We start from the raw sequence: 19,865 nt of genomic DNA, 5'->3' as shown, positions 1-19,865 counted from the left end.
TTAGTTGCTGACGCTACGGAAAGCCGCTACAGCGTTGTGACCACCAAAGCCGAAGGAGTTCGAGACAGCAACAATCTCACCGGCAGGAAGGTCCCGAGCCTTGGTGACAACATCGAGGTCAATCTCGGGGTCCTTGTTCTCCAGGTTAATGGTGCAGGGAGCCTTACGGTGGTAAACCGCAAGAACAGTCAGTACAGCTTCAAGAGCACCGGCACCGCCGAGCAGGTGACCGGTCATTGACTTGGTTGCAGATACAGCCACCTTGCCGGTGTGCTCCCCGAAGACCTCACGCAAAGCCAGGGACTCGGGGATATCACCCACGGGAGTAGAGGTTGCGTGCGCATTGACGTGCACTACCTGCTCAGGAGAAATACCGCCATCGGTCAGAGCTTCCTGCAGGGCGCGGGTAGCACCCAGAGCAGCCGGGTCGGGAGCGGTGATGTGGTGGGCGTCCGCTGAGACGCCGGTGCCAACCAGCTCCGCGTAGATACGGGCTCCGCGGGCCAGCGCGTGCTCCTCAGATTCAAGAATTAGCGCAGCACCGCCCTCACCCATCACAAAACCGTCGCGGCCGATATCGTAGGGGCGGGAAGCACCAGCAGGGTCATCGTTGCGGGTCGATAGGGCCTGCATCTTTGCAAAGGCGCCAATCGTCATGGGGTGGATCGCGGCCTCAGAACCACCGGCAATCACCACATCGGCCTTACCCGAGCGAATCAGCATCAGGCCCAGCTCCAAAGCCTCGGTCGACGAAGCGCAGGCGGACACCACGGTCTGGGCAGCGCCACGGGCCTTCAGGTTCATCGAGACGGCAGCAGCATTTGAATTGGGCATCAGCATGGGAACCGTCATAGGCAGCATACGGCGCGGGCCCTTCTCGCGCAGAGTATCCCAGGCATCAAGCAGAGTCCACACACCACCGATACCGGTACCAAAAGCAACCGCGGTCCGCAGCGGGTCGCACTCTTCAGCAGCCTCAGCGTCAGGGCCGCTAAAACCGGCGTCCTCCCAGGCCTCGCGCGCAGCAACCAAAGCCAGCTGGCCCGAGGGGTCCAGGCGCTTAGCCTCAACCTTGGTCAGGCGGCCCGACTCAACAGCGTCTACAGCCACACGGCCAGCAATCGAAACAGGCAGGTCGAATTCCTCAACCCAGGGCTCTTCAATAGTGGTGATGCCTGAGACACCTGCAAGCGCATTTTCCCAGGTCGTCGGGACATCCCCACCGATGGGGGTGGTGGCGCCGAGGCCGGTGACCACAACTTTACGAGTCATGCTTGATTCCTTCGAATACAGTCTTGGGTTGGGGTAAAGAATAAAAAGCAGGTTGGGCACGATAAGACCGTGCCCAACCTGATCAACGCGACTTAGGCGTTAGCGATGAAGTTAACAGCGTCGCCGACGGTCTTCAGGTTCTTGACCTCTTCGTCGGGAATGGTAACGCCGAACTTTTCCTCAGCGTTCACAACGATGGTCATCATTGAGATGGAGTCGATGTCCAGGTCTTCGGTGAAGGACTTCTCGAGCTGGACGTCCTCAACCTCTACACCGGTCTCTTCGTTCACGATTTCTGCAAGACCTGCGAGGATTTCGTTCTGATCTGCCATGATGGCTCCTTCGTCTTAGTATGAGTGGCGTGGGGCCACTGATGTAACTCACCGCGCAGGGGCGCGCAGCGGTTGAGGGATAAGCGGGCAGAGCCCACTTTAGCTTCCAAAATTGAGTGTAGCCCCTAGCCCGCACAAAGCTAAGCTGTGACGCCACCTAATTTTTGAAATAAATCTAACATTTTGTCAAAATACGGTGCGGACGTCCGCCCCGCCGACCCGGCACAGGGCAGGTTAGGGGAGTACAACAACCTGAGCCGCGTAGGCCAGACCCGCACCGAAACCAATCTGCAGGGCAAACTTGCCAGAAAGATCGGGGTTATCCTGGAGCAGCTGGTGGGCAGCTAGCGGAACGGAGGCAGCAGAGGTGTTACCTGCACACTCGATATCGCGGGCAACCACAACGCTCTCGGGTAGCTTGAGGGTCTTTACCATCTGGTCAATGATGCGCATATTGGCCTGGTGGGTCACCAGCGCCCCCAGGTCATCTGCGGTAATACCGGCAGCATCGAGAGCCTTCTGAGCAACCTTAGCCATCTCCCAGACAGCCCAACGGAAGACCGTCTGACCGTCCTGACGCAGGGTCGGCCAAAGCTTCTCGCCCTCCTGCACCGGGTTAGCCATAAAATCACGGTTGCGGATTTCAAGCATGGAATGGGTCATGCCCACAGCGCCCCAGCGCTCGCCGTCCGAACCCCAGATAGTGGGGCCGATGCCGGGCACATCGGAAGCACCAACGACCGCCGCACCAGCACCGTCACCGAGCAGGAAGGAAATGGTGCGTTCGGTGTTGTCGATGAAGTCTGAGAGCTTCTCAACGCCGATGACCAGAACCTTCTGGGCGGTGCCGGAGCGCACCAGGGCGTCCGCCTGGGCGATGCCGTAGCAGAAGCCTGCACAGGCTGCTGAGATATCGTAAGCGGGAGCCTTGGACCCCACAGCTTCAGCTACCAGGGTCGCGAGGGCCGGGGTTGCGTAGGGGTGGGAGATGGTTGCGACGATGACGGCATCCAGTTCTTCACCCTGCACACCTGAGGCGGTCAGGGCGTCCTGGGCAGCTCCCACAGCAAGATCTGTTACAGAAATCTTTTCTGAGGCACGGTGGCGGGTCTTGATGCCGGTGCGCTGAACGATCCATTCATCTGAGGAGTCGATCGGGCCGGCAATATCGTCGTTGGTGACGATCAGGTCGGGGCGGGCAGCACCATAGCCCAGAATACGGGAGTAGCGGTTGGGCTCAACCTGCTTGAGAGTAGGCATCGTGAAGTCCTTTCGGGAAAACTTTAGGCCTGAAGAGCCTGGGCTAGAGCGGCAAGGTCATCGGGGGTGTTGATGGCGGACGCCGGTGTGCCGCGCATACCGCGCTTGGCCAGACCTACGAGGGTGCCGGCGGGAGCGACCTCAACAAGGTGGGTAACTTCCCGCTCCGCGAGGGTTGCCATACACAGGTCCCAGCGGACGGGGCGGGTCACCTGGGCAACCAGCGATTCAAGGGCCGCTGCCCCTGAGGCAACGGGCTGGCCATCGAAGTTTGAGAGCAGCTCAGCAGTCGGTTCTGCGGGGGAGAGATCTGCCGCAAAGTCTGCCAGGGGCCCCTGGGCTGCCGCCATATAGTCGGTATGGAAGGCGCCGGCTACCTTCAGCGGAATCACGCGGGTCTTGGCGGGCGGGTTCTCGGCGAAAGCTGCAAGAGCGTCGAGGGAACCAGCGGCTACAATCTGCCCGCCGCCGTTCGAGTTAGCGGCGGTGAGGTTGGCTTCGGCGATAGCGGCGCGGACGTCGTCCTCAACTCCGCCGAGTACGGCAGCCATACCGGTGGGGGTAGCGGCAGCTGCCTGAGCCATGCCATCGGCCCGCACCTTGATAAAACGCATGGCGTCCTCTTCGGTGAGCACACCGGCTAGGGCTGAAGCGGTAATCTCCCCCACTGAGTGACCGGCAAAAACAAGCTTCTGGCCCTCTAGGGCCTTCTGGGCTAGGCGACCGGTGACAAGACCAGCTGCCACAATCAGGGGCTGGGCAATAGCGGTGTCCTTGATGGTTTCCTCATCGGCCTCGGTGCCGTAATGAACCAGGTCGAGCTCTACAGCCTCAGAGAGACGCTCGAGGTGGGGGCGTACCCCATCGAGGTCTAACCAGCTTGAGAGGAATCCGGGCTTCTGCGACCCCTGGCCGGGGCACACCAGTGCTATCACGCGTAACCGCCTTGAAAATAGAGTGTGAGACCTAGAACTTGAAAGTTTCTAGCGCTTTGTTCAAATAACTATCCTACTCCTGTTAGCAGGCCAGCTGGGACGGCACAGCTGTTCAATCTCAAAAGCCAAGAAAACTCACAGCTAAGGGCTTCGGCCCAAGAAAACTAGAGGGTAAGACCGACTAGGCAAAAGACTGCCCAGAACAAAAGCGGCCCCCACGATAATCGTGGGGGCCGCCCTTACACTCAGCGCGAATCTATGACTCGCTGTGAGCTAGAAAGTGATCAGCACAGGGGCTTAGGCGTCGCCACCGGCGGTACCTGAGGTGCCTGCATTGATGTTGTTCAGGTCGTACTTCTCGAAGGCTTTAGCAGGTGCATCAGCGGGGACCTCGCCTCGCTTAGCCAGCATCTGCAGGGTACGGACGACGATGGACTCGGCGTCGATCTTGAAGAAGCGGCGGGCACCGGCGCGGGTGTCTGAGAAGCCGAAGCCGTCTGCACCCAGGGTCGCGAATTCGTTGGGAATGAACTGGCGGATGCCGTCCATCAGGTCGGTCTGGTAGTCAGACACAGCGACGATGGGGCCGGTTGCACCCTCAAGCTGCTGGGCAACGAAGGGGGTGCGGGGGGTGGCGGACGGGTTGGTCAGCAGCTCGCGCTCGGCGGCAAGGCCGTCGCGGCGCAGGTTGGTCCATGAGGTAACTGACCAGACGTCTGCTGAGACACCCCAGTCCTCGGCCAGAATCTGCTGTGCCTTTTCAGCCCAGGGAACTGCAACGCCTGAGGCCAGAAGCTGGGCGCGGGGGCCGTCATTCTTTGCCTCGTGCAGGCGGTAGATACCGCCGAGCAGGCCGTCAACATCGAGGTTCTCGGGTTCAGCGGGGTGCTGAATGGGCTCGTTGTAGACGGTGATGTAGTACATGACGTTGTGGTCTTCGTCCTTGTCACCGTACATGTGTTCGATACCGCGCTTGACGATGTGGCCGATTTCGTAACCGTAGGCAGGGTCGTAGTGGATCACTGCGGGGTTGGTGCCGGCCAGGACCGGTGAGTGGCCGTCTGCGTGCTGCAGGCCTTCACCGGTAAGGGTGGTGCGGCCAGCAGTTGCGCCCATGATGAAGCCGCGAGTCATCTGGTCAGCTGCTGCCCAGAAGGCATCGCCGGTGCGCTGGAAACCGAACATCGAGTAGAAGATGTAGACGGGGATCATGGGTTCGCCGTGGGTGTCGTAGGAGGAACCTACGGCGGTGAAAGCAGCGGTGCCGCCAGCCTCATTGATGCCCACGTGAATAATCTTGCCCTCGGGGGATTCCTTGTAGGCCAGCATGAGTTCACGGTCAACAGCGAGGTAGTTCTGGCCGTTGGGGTTGTAAATCTTGGCGGTGGGGAAGTAGGAGTCCATGCCGAAGGTTCGGGCCTCATCGGGGATGATGGGCACGATGCGGTGGCCGAAGTCCTTCTCACGCATGAGATCCTTGAGCAGACGCACGAAGGTCATGGTGGTAGCAGCCATCTGCTTACCGGTGCCCTTGAATGCACCCTTGTAGGCCTTGTCTGAGGGCAGGGTAATCTTGGGCTGAACGTTCTTGCGGGAGGGGACGAAACCGCCCAGTTCCTCACGGCGGGCCATGAGGTACTTGTACTCTTCGGAGTCCTTACCGGGGTGGTAGTAGGGCGGGTTGTAGAGGTCCTTCTCCAGCTCTTCATCGGAGATGGGGATACGCAGGTGGTCGCGGAACTGCTTCAGGTCTTCCATCGACAGCTTCTTCATCTGGTGGGTGGCGTTGCGGGCCTCGAAGGAGGCACCCAGGCCGTAACCCTTAACAGACTGAGCAAGGACGACGGTGGGCTGACCCTTGTGCTCGACAGCTGCCTTGAAGGCTGAGTAAACCTTCTGGTAGTCGTGAGCGCCGCGCTTCATAGCCCAGATTTCGTCGTCGGTCATGTCCGCAACGAGTTCCTTGGTCTCAGGGGTCTGGCCAAAGAAGTGCTCGCGGATGAAGCCGCCGGACTCAGCCTTGTAGGTCTGGTAGTCGCCGTCGCGGGTTTCGTTCATGATGCGGACGAGCTCGCCGGACTTGTCCTTCTCGAGCAGGGAGTCCCATTCGCGGCCCCAGAGGACCTTGATGACGTTCCAGCCAGCGCCGCGGAAGAAGGCTTCAAGTTCCTGGACGATCTTGCCGTTACCGCGAACGGGGCCGTCCAGACGCTGCAGGTTGCAGTTGACCACGAAGGTCAGGTTGTCGAGCTTGTCGTTGGCAGCCAGCTGCAGGGCGCCACGTGACTCGGGCTCATCCATTTCGCCGTCACCCAGGAAAGCCCAGACGTGCTGGTCTGAGGTGTCCTTGATGCCGCGGTTGTGCAGGTACTTGTTGAACTGTGCCTGGTGGATGGCGTTCAAGGGGCCAAGGCCCATTGAAACCGTGGGGAACTGCCAGAAATCAGGCAGGTTACGGGGGTGGGGGTAGGAGGGCAGATGGGTGCCCTGCTTGGTCTTTTCCTGGCGGAAGCCGTCGAGCTGCTCTTCGGTGATGCGGCCTTCGAGGAAGGCACGTGCGTAGTTACCGGGGGATGAGTGGCCCTGGAAGAAAATCTGGTCGCCGCCACCGGGGTGGTTGCGGCCACGGAAGAAGTGGTTGAAACCTACTTCGTAGAGGGTAGCTACACCCGCGTAGGAGGAGATATGGCCGCCTACGCCAATGGTGGCCTTCTGTGCGCGCTGAACCATCATGGCAGCGTTCCAGCGCAGCATAGCGCGGTAGCGGCGTTCAATCTGTTCGTCGCCAGGGTATTCGGGTTCCTGATCGACAGGAATGGTGTTGACGTAGTCAGTGGTAGTCACCATGGGTACGGTGATCGACTTCTGGCCAGCGCGCTGCATGAGTGAGCGCACGATGAACTGTGCACGTTCGGTGCCGTGAGCTTCAACCAGGTCGTCGAAAGACTCAATCCACTCGCTGGTCTCTTCGGGATCAATGTCGGTGAAGCTGTTGGTCAGTGCACTCAAAACGTGATCGTTCGTTTCTGAGGGTCCCACTAGTCAACCTCTCTTTGTTGTAGGGGTATGTGTTCACCTGTGGCAGCGTATGTGCCTGGTGAGCCTTGGGTGTATGCCTTGCGCGGCCGGTGGGCAGGCGCTAAGACAACTTCTCTTCTATGTTGTCACAATTTGCCGGTTTTAAGGTCGTGGTTTCAGGGATTTAGGGGTGTGAATTAGCCGTCACTTGCCCCTTCTTTTTCTGTGGGTGAAATTAGGTGACCTGTTTTGGTCGTGTTCTGTTGATTTGGGGCCTTGAAGCGTGTTCAGTAGGAACTATGAGCATGCCTGTGCTCACTCATCAAAGGAGTGGACGCGGGTGCGCAGGGGTCTGCGGAATGGCAAGCCCGTTACTTTCTTTTGATTCTTGGAGGACATACGTGAGCGCCACCGGTGCTACTAAAGAGACTGTTGGTCAGAAGCTAGGACTGCCTGCTGGCAGCCTGATGCAGGAGTTTGGCTACGATGAGGACGTCGACTTCGACTTGCGCGATGCCCTGGAGGATTTTCTGGGTACAGAACTGCTCGATGAAGACGACCAAGAAGTGGTCGACGGTATCTTGCTGTGGTGGCGTGCTGAAGATGGCGATCTGGTCGACGGGCTTATGGATGTGCTGGCAACCCTGGATGAGGGGGGAGTCGTGTGGCTTCTGACTCCAAAGAACGGTCGCGAGGGGCATATCCCGCCGGTGGAGATTCAAGAAGCTGCTCCATTAGCGGGTTTGCATGTGACTACATCTGAGTCTCTGGCGCATGACTGGGCTGCTTCCCGCCTGGTGATGAAGCAAGGGAAATAGGAATGAGGGCCTTCTGTCTCGTGAGACAGGGGCCCTTTTTGGCAGATTTTGGCGCTGGAAGGGGCTGTGTAGAAAAAAGTTAATAATTTTTTTAAAAAAATATAACCCCATGTCAAGATGGACTTTTCTGATATTTGTCTGTTGAAAACGGTCAGAAAATCGGGTCATTTTGCGCTTCGGGGGAGTTTTTCGATTTGCGCAGCTGTTTTGACCTGCGTAGAGTATTACATGTCGCCGCGAGAGATAACGCGGAAGAGACAGCAAGGGTCTTTAGCTCAGCTGGTAGAGCGCCACGTTTACACCGTGGATGTCATCGGTTCGATCCCGGTAGGACCCACCGGTAAGCCCCACACTCCGGTGTGGGGCTTTTTGCTGCCCGGTCCCTCTTCTCATGCAAGAAGTCTTTGGAAGGGGAACTGTAGGCGCATATGGGGGCGCACCTCACCCCAGTTCTTCCCTTTCGGTACGCGAATTCTAGGTAAACTATTAATCTCATTCATCGCACCGCACACATTCATTGGAGGAATCCACATGCCGACCTCACGTCGTACCCTGCTACAGGGTACTGCCTGGGCCGCGCCCGCCGTCCTTGCAACTACCGCTATCCCTGCCTACGCTGCGTCCACTCCAACGGTGAACGCTACCGGCTTTGGCGAAGTATTTGAGTTCCAATCTGCAAACAGTACAGACCCTGCCTCCTTTACCGGTACTACTAACCGAGGCGGCCAGGGTGGTTTCGACCTCTATACCACTGATGGAAGCACTGCAAGCGTCAGTATCGCTTCACTGACCTATGTCATTCTGATTCCTAAAAATACTCTTTATAAAATCGACGGCCTGGAGCATAACTACCAGGTATCTGCACGAGAGTGGAGCCCCTTCAGCTCCTATAGCGGATCTACCGTAACTTTAGCTGACGGTACTACGCTCTCATCAGATAACTACCTGATTTACAGCTCTACCCGCACCGTCACCGATTTGAGCGATATTTCAATTGCCGGTAAAGACTCAACTCCGATTGATGGAACTGCAATCTCGACTAATATCGCTGGCCAATTCACAGATGGAGGTAACGCTATGATTCCCAGCGAGATTACTGGCCTCTACACCGGCTACATCGCGACTTACTCAGTCAACGGCGCAGCTAGCACTACCTCGTCTACCGTTGCACCTTCAACTAAGACTTCCTAAGGGCAATTTTTACAACCCACATTAAAGAGGGAAGATCTCCACGCCGGGCTCTTCCCTTTTTCTGTCCGCTACCAGACCGTACAGTATTCTTTGAGGGATAACTGCCGAGCCAATAATCTCGATACATAAACGCCTACGAGGAGTAGCCCTTTGATGAACAGAAACTTTAAGCCTCGAAACTTTACCGCAGTCTTCTTGTCCGTAACCTGGCTACTCATCTCTATTTTCTTCCTCACTCAAGGAACCATGGTGACCCTATGGTCGATTTTTGCGTGTGTGGCTCTGGTTATCGGGGCTGCGGCAGTGTGGGTGCTGTTTACCGATACCTACGATTCCTAAAAAACCCATGACCCCTACTGCTCTCCCATAATGTGAGAGTTTGCTTCATCTCACCCGGCCCTGAAGCATAAATAGAGCAGACCAGCGTAGGCTTAAGGCATGACTGAAAATAATACTGCTCGTAAGGCGCAAATTGGTGTAACCGGCCTGGCTGTCATGGGTGCAAACCTGGCTCGCAACCTGGCCCGTAACGGCTACACCGTAGCCCTGCACAACCGTTCCGTTGAAAAGACTGACGCCCTGCTTGAAGCTCACGGTGATGAAGGTGACTTTATCCGCACCGAGACCCTGCAGGAACTGGTCGACTCTCTCGAAGCCCCCCGCCGTATCCTGATTATGGTGAAGGCAGGCGGCCCCGTCGACGCCGTCATTGAACAGCTCGAACCCCTGCTCGATGAAGGCGACGTCATCATCGACGGCGGTAACTCCCACTTCCCCGACACCATCCGCCGCGAGCGTGCCCTGGCCGAAAAGGGTCTACACTTCGTCGGTATCGGTGTTTCGGGTGGCGAAGAAGGCGCGCTCAATGGCCCCTCCATCATGCCCGGTGGCTCCGCTAAGTCCTACGAATCCCTCGGCCCCCTGCTCGAAAAAATCTCAGCTAAGGCCCCCAACGGTGATCCCTGCTGCGCCTGGATTTCAACCGACGGTGCTGGTCACTTCGTCAAGATGGTCCACAACGGCATTGAATATGCCGACATGCAGGTTATCGGTGAAGCCTACGACCTGCTCCGCACCGTGGCAGGTCTAGAACCCGCTGCCCAGGCAGAAATCTTCAAGCAGTGGAACACCACCGACCTCAACTCCTACCTCATCGAAATCACCGCTGAGGTTCTTGCTCAGGTCGATGCTAAGACCGGCAAGCCCCTGGTTGACGTTATCGTCGATGAAGCTGGTCAGAAGGGTACCGGCCGCTGGACCGTCCAGGCCGCTCTTGACCTGGGTGCCCCCGTCTCCGGTATTGCAGAGTCAGTATTTGCCCGTGCCCTGTCTTCTAGCAACTCTGATGCCCGCAAGCAGGCCCAGGAAGAGCTACCCGCAGGCCTGATCGCAACCACCGCCGTTGCTAACGGCGACGAAGAGTTTATTGAGGACGTCCGCAAGGCCCTGTTTGCCTCCAAGCTGGTTTCCTACGCCCAGGGTCTCGACATGCTGGCTAAGGCCGGCGACGAGTACGGCTGGGACCTTAAGCTCGACGTCATCGCAGGTCTCTGGCGTGCAGGCTGCATTATCCGTGCAGAACTGCTGGGCGAAATCATGAACGCCTACAAGGACGAAACCCCCGCCAACATGCTGCTGGCCCCCGGCTTCAAGAAGCTCATGGAAGAACTCGTTCCTTCCTGGCGTCGCGTGGTTGCTAAGGCAACCGCCGAGGGCGTGCCCGTCCCCGTCTTTGCGTCCTCCCTGAGCTACTACGACGGCCTGCGCCGCAAGCGCCTGCCCGCCGCCCTGATCCAGGGCCAGCGTGACTTCTTCGGTGCCCACACCTACGGTCGAATCGACTCAGAGGGCATGTGGCACACCGAGTGGAGCGGCGACCGCAGCGAAATCAACGCTGAGGACTCCCACACCCACTAGTCTCTTCTGAAGCTAAGTCGCCTGTGCCCCGCCTGCTGTTGCAAGCGGGGCACAATTCTCTACAGAACCAAATGTTTTTCGAGGCGACCCGGTACACTGGTAGCCAACACCTGCACCGCAGAAAGAGAGCTCTCCGTGCCAAAACTTCCGGTTTCTAAAGAACGTCTTTTAGCCCTGTTCGACAGCGACAAAGGGCAGCCTTTACGATACGTTTATGGGATTGTAGTCAATAACTATATCCGTTACCTGCGATTTGTCGCCCGCAGAAACGGACGTGGCTTGGCCCCCTACAGTGCAGAACTTAACAGGGACGTCACTATCGTGGCAAAAACTTTTTCCCGCCCCAAGGCTATGGACCGTTTGCTCTCATCGATCCGGGAGGCAACGTTTACCGGTAAAGTTCTGGTCGCTGATGACTCTGAGAAATATTGGTCAACCCGTGACCCCCAGGTAGAGGTACTGCAGCTACCGTTTAACGTTGGTATTTCTGCAGGGCGCAACCGAGCCCTAGAACGGGTCGAGACTCCTTACGTCCTACTGACCGATGACGATTTTGTCTTTACCCGTCTGACCAACTGGCAAAAAGCCTACGATTACTTAGAAGCCCACCCCGATGTTGATGGTGTTGCCGCAACTCAGGTTGAAGTTCCCACCTTCAAAACGCATATCCACGGTACCAGCGACCTCGCCCTGTACCGCGGGGCAGACAAACCTATCTACGAGGCCGGTCATGACCTTTACGGGCTGCCCGTGCGTGTCAAAACCCCGAACATCTTTCTAGCCCGTACCGAGTCAATTCGCTCAATCGGTGGCTGGGACGAAGAGTTACGCGTGATTGAGCACAGTGATTTCTTCAGCCGTGCCAGCGGGAAGCTAGTATTTGTACAGGACCCCGAAATTCAGATCTATCACGGACGTACTCCCTGGCTCAAAACCTTCTCAAAGCACCGCAACGATATTGAATCTTCTCGCCAGGTTCTCGCCCGTAAGTGGGGCCCTCAGCGAGGTAACTTATAAGCTGTTTACATCAAAGGGCCCGGTACTCCTTCCACGAAGGAGTACCGGGCCCTTTGACGTAAAGGTCTCTAGATCCACATGGTCGGGTCCACGTACTCGACGGCGTCGACCAGGGGTTTTTTGTTTTCGGGGGTGCGCGGACGCGAGCGGGCAGGAATACCGGTAATGATGGAGTCCTCGGGGTGGTCGTGTACCACCACCGAGTTACCGCCGATAGCCGAGTCAGCACCGATGAGAACCGGGCCTAGGACCTTGGCACCGGCGCCGATGGTCACACGGTCGCCGATAGTGGGGTGGCGTTTCCCCTTCTCCAGGGAACGTCCGCCCAGAGTCACCCCGTGGTAAATCATGACATCGTCACCGATTTCGGTGGTTTCACCGATCACCACGCCCATGCCGTGGTCGATGAAGAAGCGGCGGCCAATGGTGGCGCCGGGGTGAATCTCAACCCCCGTCATGAAGCGGGCAAACTGGCTGAGGGTGCGGGCTAGTGTGCGGGTAGAGTCCTTCTGCCACAGTTTATGGGCTAGCCTGTGAGCCCAGATGGCGTGCATACCCGAGTAATTGATCATGATTTCCACATTACCGCGGGCTGCGGGGTCGTGTGCTTTGACGGTGTCTAAGTCTTCACGCAGGCGCGCTCGGAAACTCATGGTTCTCCTCACAATCTAGGCAGGGGAGCGCGGCGGGCGCTCTTGCTGAACTCTACAACAGTCACGGCTAGAACGATATTCCGTCTCACCCACAATATTTACGTCAAGCTGAGGGCGGACGTCCGCGCGGGCTACCAGACATAGACACACGGGCACCCCGCTGCCAACCAGCGGGGTGCCCGGCTTGTGCGGCGGTAGCTTTTAGCCGCGGATGTCTTCGTAGAGCAGGGTGGAGATGTAGCGCTCACCGAAGTCGGGAACGACAGCGACAATCAGCTTGCCGGCGTTCTCGCTCTTCTTAGCTTCTTCCAGGGCGGCCCAGACGGCTGCACCGGAGGAGATGCCGCCCAGGATGCCCTCTTCGGTACCCAGCTTACGGGCGGTAGCAACGGCGTCGTCGATAGCAACGTCGGTGACGGCATCGTAGATGTCGCGGTTGAGGGTATCGGGTACGAAGTTAGCGCCCAGACCTTGGATCTTGTGGGGGCCAGCCTTGCCCTCGGTCAGCAGGGGGGAGTCCTTGGGCTCGACCGCAACGACCTTGATGTTAGGGTTCTGCTCCTTGAGGTACTTGCCGGTACCAGAGACGGTACCGCCGGTGCCAACGCCAGCTACGAAGATATCAATCTTGCCTTCGGTTGCTTCCCAGACCTCGGGGCCAGTGGTGTTGTAGTGAATCTCGGGGTTAGCTTCGTTGGAGAACTGGGAGGCCAGAATAGCGTTCTCGGTGGAGGCTACGATTTCCTTGGCCTTTTCAACAGCACCGCGCATACCCTCAGAACCGGGGGTCAGTACGATTTCAGCACCGTAGGCGCGCAGCATGACGCGACGCTCGTTGCTCATGGTTTCGGGCATGGTCAGAATGACCTTGTAGCCGCGGGCAGCGCCCACCATAGCCAGGGCGATGCCGGTGTTGCCTGAGGTACCTTCAACGATGGTGCCGCCGGGCTTGAGGGCGCCGGACTTCTCAGCGGCGTCGATGATAGCTACACCGATGCGGTCCTTGACGGAGTTGGCGGGGTTGTAGAATTCCAGCTTGACTGCGACGTTGCCGGGCAGGTCAGCGTCCATGCGGTTGAGGCGGACGATGGGGGTGCGACCGACAACCTCGGTGATATTGTTGTACATCTTTGACACGAGTGTACCTTTCAGGTGGAAGCGATGAATGGTTCGCCCTCTAGTGTACGAAACAAAGGGGGAGGGCTTAACTTCTAAGAAACCTGGCGTAATGTTGCCTAGTCTTAGCAAGCTTGGGGTTGATGACGGCCATGCAGTACCCCTGGTAGGGGTTAAGCGCGTAGTAGTTCTGGTGGTAGTCCTCAGCCTCATAGAAGGTGCCCAGGGGTTCCACCACCGTCACGATGGGCTGGTCCCACAGCTGAGAGGCCCTCTGAATGGCTGCCTCGAAGAGGGCCTTCTGCTCCTCGTTCTCGTAGTAGAGGGCCGAGCGGTACTGGGGGCCGGCGTCCGCCCCCTGCCTATCCCAGCTGGTGGGGTCGTGCGAGGCGAAGAAGATATCGAGCACGGTTTCGGCGGGAATGACGGTCTCGTCAAACTCCACCTTGACGACCTCGACGTGGCCGGTGGTACCCGAACACACCTCGCGGTAGGTGGGGTTCTCAACGTGCCCACCGGTGTAGCCGCTGATACTGGCGGTAATTCCTTCAAACTGACGATATACGGCGTCGATGCACCAGAAGCACCCGCCGCCTACAACAAAACTTTGCATACTTTGGGTAACCGTAGGCTCCCCGGTCTTATTCCCGCCCCGGCGCTCATGACACAATAGGGGCATGACTGAACTTTCAACTCCCACCCTGAACGATGTAACCCGGGCCTTCCACGATATTTTCCCACCCACTCTTGCCGAGAAGTGGGACGCTGCTGGTCTGGTGGTCGGGCGAGCTGGCGCCCCCGTCACCACCGTTGGTTTCGCGGTGGACGCCACTGTGGCAACTGCCCGCGAGGCTGCAGAAAAAGGCGCGGGCCTGCTCATTACCCACCACCCCCTGCTGCTGCGCGGGGCGTCCTTCCTGCCCGATACCGACTACAAGGGCGAAATCGTGCATACCCTCATTGAGGCTGGCTGCGGCCTGCTGGGCGCCCACACCAACGTGGACTCGGCCCCGCACGGCACCAACGAGGTCTTCATGAGCAAGCTGGGCATCACCGACACCGAGATTCTGGCCGAGGAAGAGACCGTACAGATTGAGGGGGCGGACGTTCGCGTCGGCATCGGGCGCGTTGGCAGTCTGCCTGCCCCCGTCACCCTTAAGGAACTGGCCGAAAAAATTGCTGACTTCCTGCCGGCAACTGCCGGTGGCCTGCGCATCGCAGGCCGGCCCGATCAGAAGGTTCAAAAAATTGCCCTCTGCACAGGGGCAGGCGATTCCCTCTTTGGCGATGCCCGCGCATCGGGAGTGGACGTCTACATCACCGCCGACCTGCGCCACCACCCGGCTTCAGAAGCCCGCGAGCAGGCCCTCATCAGCGGCGGCACCCCGGCCCTGATCGACTGCTCCCATTACGCCAGCGAATGGCTCTGGATGGACGGGGCCGCCCGCCTTATCACCGAAAAACTGGAGGAGCGAGGCTTTACTATCGACACCTACGTCTCGATTCTCAACACCGACCCCTGGGACTTCAATGTCTCCACCGGGCAGGTAGCGGGCTCAGCATCTACCCGCTAGGTGCCCTACTCCCTCACCAGAAGAGTCAGGGTGCCCGGCTTCTTCTCGGTGGGGGAGAGCAGCTCCACCTCAAAACCGGGGGCAAGCGCCTCGGCCAGCTCACCGGCGTCCTCAATCTCGGTCAGATTTTCCTGCACCAGGTAGCGGCCCAGCAGGCCCCGGTAATGCTTGGCCATATGCGAGACCACCTTGCGGCTCCCGTCAGCCGCCACCCTCTCCACCCGAACCAACAGATGGCGCTGCGGGGTAGGCGTCCACGCCTTCGCATAAGCAGCAGAGCGGCCATCCACCACCAGCTGATCCCCGGCCAACTCATCCAAGGGGCGTCTGAGCTCGCCCTTCCAAAACTTAGCCAGATCCCCGATCTCACCCAGCTTCGTGCCCATCGACAGCCGGTAGGCCGGAATCATATCGGTAAGACCCACCGCACCCCACGCCGCAGATATCACCACAACAGCCCTATCAGCCCGCGCCCGTGCGTCCGCCCCCAAAGAACCGTACCCAAAAGCCTCAAACAAAACTCCCGAATACACCTCGGACGCAGGCGCCGCAGGCTCCGACCACAACCGAGTATTCCGATCAACCTCAGCCAGCAAGGACGGGCCCACCTTCAACAGCTGCCCCGCATCGGGCAAACCGCTCACCCGCACCAACTCATCCACCACAGCCTCACGAGCCCCCGTCAACTCAGGAGCCAACAACTCACCCAACTCAACCCCGGAACCAGATGTGGCAGGAGTCTTACCCTCAGACGGCGGAAACAAAATCAACATACCCACCAGTGTAGTAAAGTAGAACCCCAGAACGGGACGCCCAGGCAATCGCGCAGCGCACAAACGCTTCGAGGAAAGTCCGGGCTCCACAGCACAGGGTGGTCGATAACGTCGACTCAGGGTAACCTGCAGGCCAGTGCCACAGAAAACAAACCGCCCCACCACGGGGTAAGGGTGAAAAGGTGAGGTAAAAGCTCACCAGTACCGCAGGCGACTGCGGTAGCTCGGTAAACCCCACCCGGAGCAAGGCCAAACAGGGCGCGCCAGTAACCAGTGCGGTGAAGCGCCCGGGTAGGCTGCTTGAACCCGCCGGCAACGACGGGTCTAGATGGATGATTGCCGCCTGCCCTCGGGTAGGTACAGAACCCGGCTTATCGGGCGTCCCGTTCTCTCACAAGACCTTATCGGGCGTCCCGTTCTTTACTCCCCGTGACCAAAGGGGTCGGGGTCGACGCCCGGCATCCAGGTGTTACCTTCGGCGGTCCAGCCCTCAGCTTTAACAACCTTCTTGTACTTCTTGGTGTACTTGGCGTTTAGTCGATTCACGTAGAGCTTGCCGTCCAAGTGGTCAGTCTCGTGCTGCATGACGCGGGCAAACCAGCCGGTCGCCTCAAACTTCAGCGGGTTACCCTCGCCATCAAACCCGTTGACCGTGACCCAGTCAGCGCGCTTGAGCGGGAAAGAATAACCGGGGAAGGACAGGCAGCCCTCAACCTCATCGTAGGGGTCGGGATCAGCCGTCGAAATCTTGCCCAGAGTCAGCACGGGGTTAACCACCACGCCCAGCGGGGGCACACCGTCCTCATTCTCAAACTTGTAGGTGAACAGGCGCAGGCCCACACCCACCTGGGGGGCCGCCAGGCCCACACCGTTCGAGACCTCCTGGGTCTCGTACATATCGTCGATCAGCTTGCGCAGCTCATCATCAAAGGACGTCACCGGGGCAGCCGGGCGGTGCAAAACCGGGTTACCGTGAATAACAATGGGCAAAACAGTCATGACATAACCTCTCACACGGGGTAAACAAAAAGGGCCGCTACGATAAAAACCGTAGCGACCCTTCTACTCGGGGTGATCGACGGGGGTTGAACCCGCGACCTCCTGGACCACAACCAGGCGCTCTGCCAACTGAGCTACGACCACCATGTTTACAAAAACTACCGTTTCTTTCACCGGCTTGTTTTGGCAACGGATACTAGCTTACACACAGTTTTGATTCCCCGCAAATCGAAAATGAGGTTATATGGGGTGACTGTGCTCACGGACTTTTGGGGCTGGGGGTCGGGCGGACGCTGCCAGGCAACGGGCAGCGTCCGCACCGCCTGAACCCCTACGCAGGATTAACCTGCTGGCGGGTTGCCGCAACCTCCTGGGCAACCTTCTGGGCGGTTGCGCTATCGGGCCCGGGGGAGGGAACAAAGACCGTTCCGCGGTAGTAACGCAGCTCGTCAATGGAATCCTGGATATCGCCCAGTGCCCGGTGATTGCCGGTTTTCGCCGGGGCGTTATAGGTGGCCTTCTCAAACCAGCGGCGAGAAAGTTCCTTGATAGTAGACACGTCAATCACGCGGTAGTGCAGATAGTCCACGAGCTCGGGCATATCGCGCACCAAAAAAGTCTTATCGGTGCCCACAGAATTACCGCCCAGCACAGCCTTGCGCGGCTCGGGAACCCACTGCTTCACATAATCCAGTACCAGCTGCTGGGCCTCAGCCATAGTGATGCCCTGGTCCAGGTCATCCAGTAGACCAGAGACTGTGTGCATATTGCGCACAAAATCATCCATCTGCTCAAGCGCCTCTGGTTCGGGCTTAATGACGACGTCCACGCCGTCACCCAAAATATTGAGATCCCCGTCGGTCACCAGTGCGGCGACCTCAATCAGGGCGTCCTTCTCTAGAGAGAGGCCGGTCATCTCACAATCAATCCATACAATACGTTCATTTGAAATAGACACAGAACCAATCTACCCCTTTAGGGGCCTAACCCACAGCAGATTTTCAGAGAGCAGAAGGTCTAAGACCTGCCTGTGCCACTCAGCCGACGGGTAAAATCAGGTGTACTCATTTGCTCGGCCAGGAGGACCATGAGCCCCAGAACAGCGCAAACCCACACCGACAGCATCCCGGTGCACCGGTATAGCCCCAAGACAGCTCACTATGTTTCGGGTAGCCCCCTGCGAACCCTCATCTTTGGAACCATCGGTTCTCTGCTGGTGATGTTTGCATCCTTTGGGGTGGGGTGGCTCGCAGACGCCTCACCTTTCCGCCGCGTGGACTGGATTATCCCGCTGCGCTACACAGCACCCGGGTTAATTACCTGTATCGCCCTGCTCGTTGTGGGGTCGATGATGCTCTGCCGTGAATGGCTGCGCATGGTGCAGAAGCTGCTCGTTTGGGATCAGCGTGCAAAACGCTGGGCAACCGCAGCGATTATCTGCTGGATGCTTCCCCAGCTTTTTGCTTTCCCCCTCTATAGCCGTGACGTCTTCTCCTACTTTGCTCAGGGACGCGTCATGGCATCAGGGCTTAACCCCTATGAGTACGGGGTTTCTTCTGTCAATAACTTCTTTCAGTACGGTGCTGACCAGATGTGGTCTGAGTCGGCTCCGCCCTACGGCCCCATCTTCCTGCTCATTGAAAAATGGGTAGCCCAAATCGCCGGTGACTCCGTAGATACCGCCCTCTACCTCTTTAGGCTGGTTGCTCTTATCGGGGTGGGGCTTATTGCCTACTACGTGCCCAAGCTAGCGAAGCTCCACGGCATCAATGGCATACGTGCTAACTGGCTGGTGCTGGCCAACCCCCTCTTTATCGCCGCTTTCATCACCTCTTCCCATAATGATGCCCTGATGACCGGCCTGGTGCTGGCAGGCGTCTACCACGCGGCAGCCCGGCGCAATACGATGGGCGGCCTACTGGGAATTACCCTGGTGACCGCAGCCGTAGCTGTCAAGCCCATTGCCCTGGTCGCCCTACCTTTTATCGGGCTGTTCTGGGCCGGTAGGGGAGCCAGCTGGCCCCGCCGCTTTATTTTCTGGGCTATGACACTGGCTATCTCCATGGCGGAGCTCTGGGTGCTAGGTGCTGTGACCGACCTGGGCTTTGGATGGATTGGAGCCCTAGCTACCACCGGCGGCCAGTACATCTGGTTCACCCCCATTGGCTTCCTGGGGCTACAAATCAACCAAATCCTGGTATCTATCACCGGCGATAATGCCCTGGCGAATTCGGTGCGCGATACCTTCTTCTCTCTGGGGAAACTAGCCGGCATGCTGCTGGCCGTAGTCGTCATGTTTGTGGGAAAGGACGAAAACCTCATCCGCCGCACCGGCCTGGCCCTAGCTATGGTTGTGGTTTTTTCACCCATGTTGCAGTCTTGGTATCTGCTCTGGTTCATCCCGCTGTTTGTGGTGGCAGGTGTGCGTACCGACTGGCAGCTAGATTTCTATTTCCTGACAACCCTGTTCTTTGTTATGTACGGGGTCTCAGATCAGCTTGCCGTCTCGCCCTATCTCGATAACTTTGATCAGAACATGGGCCGTCTCATTGCGGCTGTGCTCAGCGTGGCCTATGCCTTCTGGCTGGTCTTCTTCGACCCGGCAACCCGCCGAGTGCTCCGCCGCGGCCAGCGCTCGTCCCTCTACGAGGTAAGTATCTAGCCTCCAGACGAGAGCGGGAGCCTCCTAATCTCTTGGTCGGGGGTTCGACTCCCTCCTGAGGCTGATATGACTTTTAGCCGAGGAATCGATAGTATAAACAGCGGCTAGCCTCAGTAGCTCAGTGGATAGAGCAGGAGCCTTCTAATCTCTTGGTCGGGGGTTCGACTCCCTCCTGGGGCGCGCAACATATCCCTCACTTGGTAAAACAAGTGGGGGGTATTTTTTATTATCAAATGTGGGGTTATAGGCAGAAAAGGGGTTATAGGCAGAAAAGTGTGTCCCACCCCGGGCGCGTCACCCACCACGACCACCCCAACCACGCCGCACC

Annotated in this window: 18 protein-coding genes, 3 tRNA genes and 1 other RNA gene; 10 read left to right on the top strand and 12 right to left on the bottom strand. The window is 58.3% G+C overall.

From position 1 onward, the window contains the following. From fabF to aceE, 5 genes are all read right to left on the bottom strand, one after another. The gene (gene fabF, locus ACED88_RS07870; protein ID WP_449109263.1) at positions 1–1,272 is read right to left on the bottom strand and encodes a beta-ketoacyl-ACP synthase II; all 1,272 of its coding nucleotides are present in this window, start codon (positions 1,270–1,272) and stop codon (positions 1–3) included. A gap of 92 nt (positions 1,273–1,364) precedes the next feature. Next, entirely contained in the window at positions 1,365–1,604 is a 240-nt protein-coding gene (locus ACED88_RS07865; protein ID WP_185174557.1) for an acyl carrier protein, read from the bottom strand. 234 nt (positions 1,605–1,838) lie between these two features. Then, on the bottom strand, positions 1,839–2,864 hold the full coding sequence (locus ACED88_RS07860; RefSeq protein ID WP_449109262.1) for a beta-ketoacyl-ACP synthase III: 1,026 nt from the start codon (positions 2,862–2,864) through the stop codon (positions 1,839–1,841). 23 nt (positions 2,865–2,887) lie between these two features. After that, positions 2,888–3,799 (bottom strand): ACP S-malonyltransferase, encoded by a 912-nt coding sequence (locus ACED88_RS07855; RefSeq protein WP_449109261.1) that lies wholly within the window; start codon positions 3,797–3,799, stop codon positions 2,888–2,890. Positions 3,800–4,096: 297 nt separating this feature from the next. Further along, on the bottom strand, positions 4,097–6,838 hold the full coding sequence (aceE, locus tag ACED88_RS07850; RefSeq protein WP_449109260.1) for a pyruvate dehydrogenase (acetyl-transferring), homodimeric type: 2,742 nt from the start codon (positions 6,836–6,838) through the stop codon (positions 4,097–4,099). A gap of 380 nt (positions 6,839–7,218) precedes the next feature. On the opposite strand from aceE, the gene ACED88_RS07845 reads away from it, so the two are divergent. From ACED88_RS07845 to ACED88_RS07820, 6 genes are all read left to right on the top strand, one after another. Next, entirely contained in the window at positions 7,219–7,635 is a 417-nt protein-coding gene (locus ACED88_RS07845) for a DUF3052 domain-containing protein (RefSeq protein WP_237194096.1), read from the top strand. Between the two features lie 264 nt (positions 7,636–7,899). Next, positions 7,900–7,972: transfer RNA gene (locus ACED88_RS07840), tRNA-Val, on the top strand. A 194-nt stretch (positions 7,973–8,166) separates the two neighbouring features. Then, positions 8,167–8,826, top strand: a complete 660-nt coding sequence (locus ACED88_RS07835) for a hypothetical protein (protein ID WP_237194094.1) — start codon at positions 8,167–8,169, stop codon at positions 8,824–8,826. Between the two features lie 153 nt (positions 8,827–8,979). Further along, positions 8,980–9,165, top strand: coding sequence for a hypothetical protein (locus ACED88_RS07830; protein ID WP_237194092.1), 186 nt, complete (start codon positions 8,980–8,982; stop codon positions 9,163–9,165). Positions 9,166–9,264: 99 nt separating this feature from the next. Next, positions 9,265–10,743, top strand: a complete 1,479-nt coding sequence (gene gndA / locus ACED88_RS07825) for an NADP-dependent phosphogluconate dehydrogenase (RefSeq protein WP_237205789.1) — start codon at positions 9,265–9,267, stop codon at positions 10,741–10,743. 321 nt (positions 10,744–11,064) lie between these two features. Continuing rightward, positions 11,065–11,760, top strand: coding sequence for a glycosyltransferase family 2 protein (locus tag ACED88_RS07820; protein ID WP_237236264.1), 696 nt, complete (start codon positions 11,065–11,067; stop codon positions 11,758–11,760). A gap of 68 nt (positions 11,761–11,828) precedes the next feature. Here the strand turns inward: ACED88_RS07820 and epsC are convergent, their stop codons facing one another. From epsC to msrA, 3 genes are all read right to left on the bottom strand, one after another. Beyond that, positions 11,829–12,413, bottom strand: coding sequence for a serine O-acetyltransferase EpsC (gene epsC, locus ACED88_RS07815; RefSeq protein ID WP_449109259.1), 585 nt, complete (start codon positions 12,411–12,413; stop codon positions 11,829–11,831). 201 nt (positions 12,414–12,614) lie between these two features. Next, a complete protein-coding gene (gene cysK / locus ACED88_RS07810) occupies positions 12,615–13,541 on the bottom strand; it encodes a cysteine synthase A (protein WP_237236267.1) in 927 nt (308 codons plus the stop codon). A gap of 76 nt (positions 13,542–13,617) precedes the next feature. Next, positions 13,618–14,142, bottom strand: a complete 525-nt coding sequence (gene msrA, locus ACED88_RS07805; protein ID WP_185174566.1) for a peptide-methionine (S)-S-oxide reductase MsrA — start codon at positions 14,140–14,142, stop codon at positions 13,618–13,620. A 64-nt stretch (positions 14,143–14,206) separates the two neighbouring features. Here msrA and ACED88_RS07800 point away from each other — a divergent pair, with 64 nt between their 5' ends. Then, a complete protein-coding gene (locus tag ACED88_RS07800) occupies positions 14,207–15,103 on the top strand; it encodes a Nif3-like dinuclear metal center hexameric protein (protein ID WP_449109258.1) in 897 nt (298 codons plus the stop codon). Positions 15,104–15,108: 5 nt separating this feature from the next. Here ACED88_RS07800 and ACED88_RS07795 read toward each other — a convergent pair whose 3' ends face one another. Continuing rightward, positions 15,109–15,876 (bottom strand): YaaA family protein, encoded by a 768-nt coding sequence (locus tag ACED88_RS07795; protein ID WP_449109257.1) that lies wholly within the window; start codon positions 15,874–15,876, stop codon positions 15,109–15,111. A gap of 32 nt (positions 15,877–15,908) precedes the next feature. On the opposite strand from ACED88_RS07795, the gene rnpB reads away from it, so the two are divergent. Then, positions 15,909–16,266: RNase P RNA component class A (rnpB, locus tag ACED88_RS07790), an RNA gene on the top strand. Between the two features lie 30 nt (positions 16,267–16,296). Here the strand turns inward: rnpB and def are convergent. The 3 genes from def to orn all read right to left on the bottom strand — a co-directional run bounded on the left by def (position 16,297) and on the right by orn (position 17,833). Further along, complete coding sequence (gene def, locus ACED88_RS07785) at positions 16,297–16,875, bottom strand: peptide deformylase (protein ID WP_237194068.1); 579 nt, start codon at positions 16,873–16,875, stop codon at positions 16,297–16,299. Positions 16,876–16,946: 71 nt separating this feature from the next. After that, positions 16,947–17,019 (bottom strand) — tRNA-His (locus ACED88_RS07780). Positions 17,020–17,206: 187 nt separating this feature from the next. Then, positions 17,207–17,833, bottom strand: a complete 627-nt coding sequence (orn, locus tag ACED88_RS07775) for an oligoribonuclease (RefSeq protein WP_449109256.1) — start codon at positions 17,831–17,833, stop codon at positions 17,207–17,209. Between the two features lie 129 nt (positions 17,834–17,962). On the opposite strand from orn, the gene mptB reads away from it, so the two are divergent. Next, entirely contained in the window at positions 17,963–19,537 is a 1,575-nt protein-coding gene (gene mptB / locus ACED88_RS07770) for a polyprenol phosphomannose-dependent alpha 1,6 mannosyltransferase MptB (RefSeq protein ID WP_449107028.1), read from the top strand. Between the two features lie 107 nt (positions 19,538–19,644). Beyond that, a tRNA-Arg gene (locus ACED88_RS07765) sits at positions 19,645–19,717 on the top strand. The last annotated feature ends 148 nt before the right edge of the window (positions 19,718–19,865 follow it).

It is taken from the genome of Rothia sp. 11273D007AR, assembly GCF_053547255.1.
Note: the sequence above shows the minus strand (reverse complement) of the source record. Positions and strands in the feature narration are given on the sequence as shown.

Excerpts from the sequence above, each read along its gene's own strand:
- fabF (WP_449109263.1), bottom strand. The coding sequence starts at position 1,272 with ATGACTCGTAAAGTTGTGGTCACCGGCCTCGGCGCCACCACCCCCATC.
- ACED88_RS07865 (WP_185174557.1), bottom strand. The coding sequence starts at position 1,604 with ATGGCAGATCAGAACGAAATCCTCGCAGGTCTTGCAGAAATCGTGAAC.
- ACED88_RS07860 (WP_449109262.1), bottom strand. The coding sequence starts at position 2,864 with ATGCCTACTCTCAAGCAGGTTGAGCCCAACCGCTACTCCCGTATTCTG.
- ACED88_RS07835 (WP_237194094.1), top strand. The coding sequence starts at position 8,167 with ATGCCGACCTCACGTCGTACCCTGCTACAGGGTACTGCCTGGGCCGCG.
- ACED88_RS07830 (WP_237194092.1), top strand. The coding sequence starts at position 8,980 with ATGAACAGAAACTTTAAGCCTCGAAACTTTACCGCAGTCTTCTTGTCC.
- gndA (WP_237205789.1), top strand. The coding sequence starts at position 9,265 with ATGACTGAAAATAATACTGCTCGTAAGGCGCAAATTGGTGTAACCGGC.
- epsC (WP_449109259.1), bottom strand. The coding sequence starts at position 12,413 with ATGAGTTTCCGAGCGCGCCTGCGTGAAGACTTAGACACCGTCAAAGCA.
- cysK (WP_237236267.1), bottom strand. The coding sequence starts at position 13,541 with ATGTACAACAATATCACCGAGGTTGTCGGTCGCACCCCCATCGTCCGC.
- msrA (WP_185174566.1), bottom strand. The coding sequence starts at position 14,142 with ATGCAAAGTTTTGTTGTAGGCGGCGGGTGCTTCTGGTGCATCGACGCC.
- ACED88_RS07800 (WP_449109258.1), top strand. The coding sequence starts at position 14,207 with ATGACTGAACTTTCAACTCCCACCCTGAACGATGTAACCCGGGCCTTC.
- ACED88_RS07795 (WP_449109257.1), bottom strand. The coding sequence starts at position 15,876 with ATGTTGATTTTGTTTCCGCCGTCTGAGGGTAAGACTCCTGCCACATCT.
- def (WP_237194068.1), bottom strand. The coding sequence starts at position 16,875 with ATGACTGTTTTGCCCATTGTTATTCACGGTAACCCGGTTTTGCACCGC.
- mptB (WP_449107028.1), top strand. The coding sequence starts at position 17,963 with ATGAGCCCCAGAACAGCGCAAACCCACACCGACAGCATCCCGGTGCAC.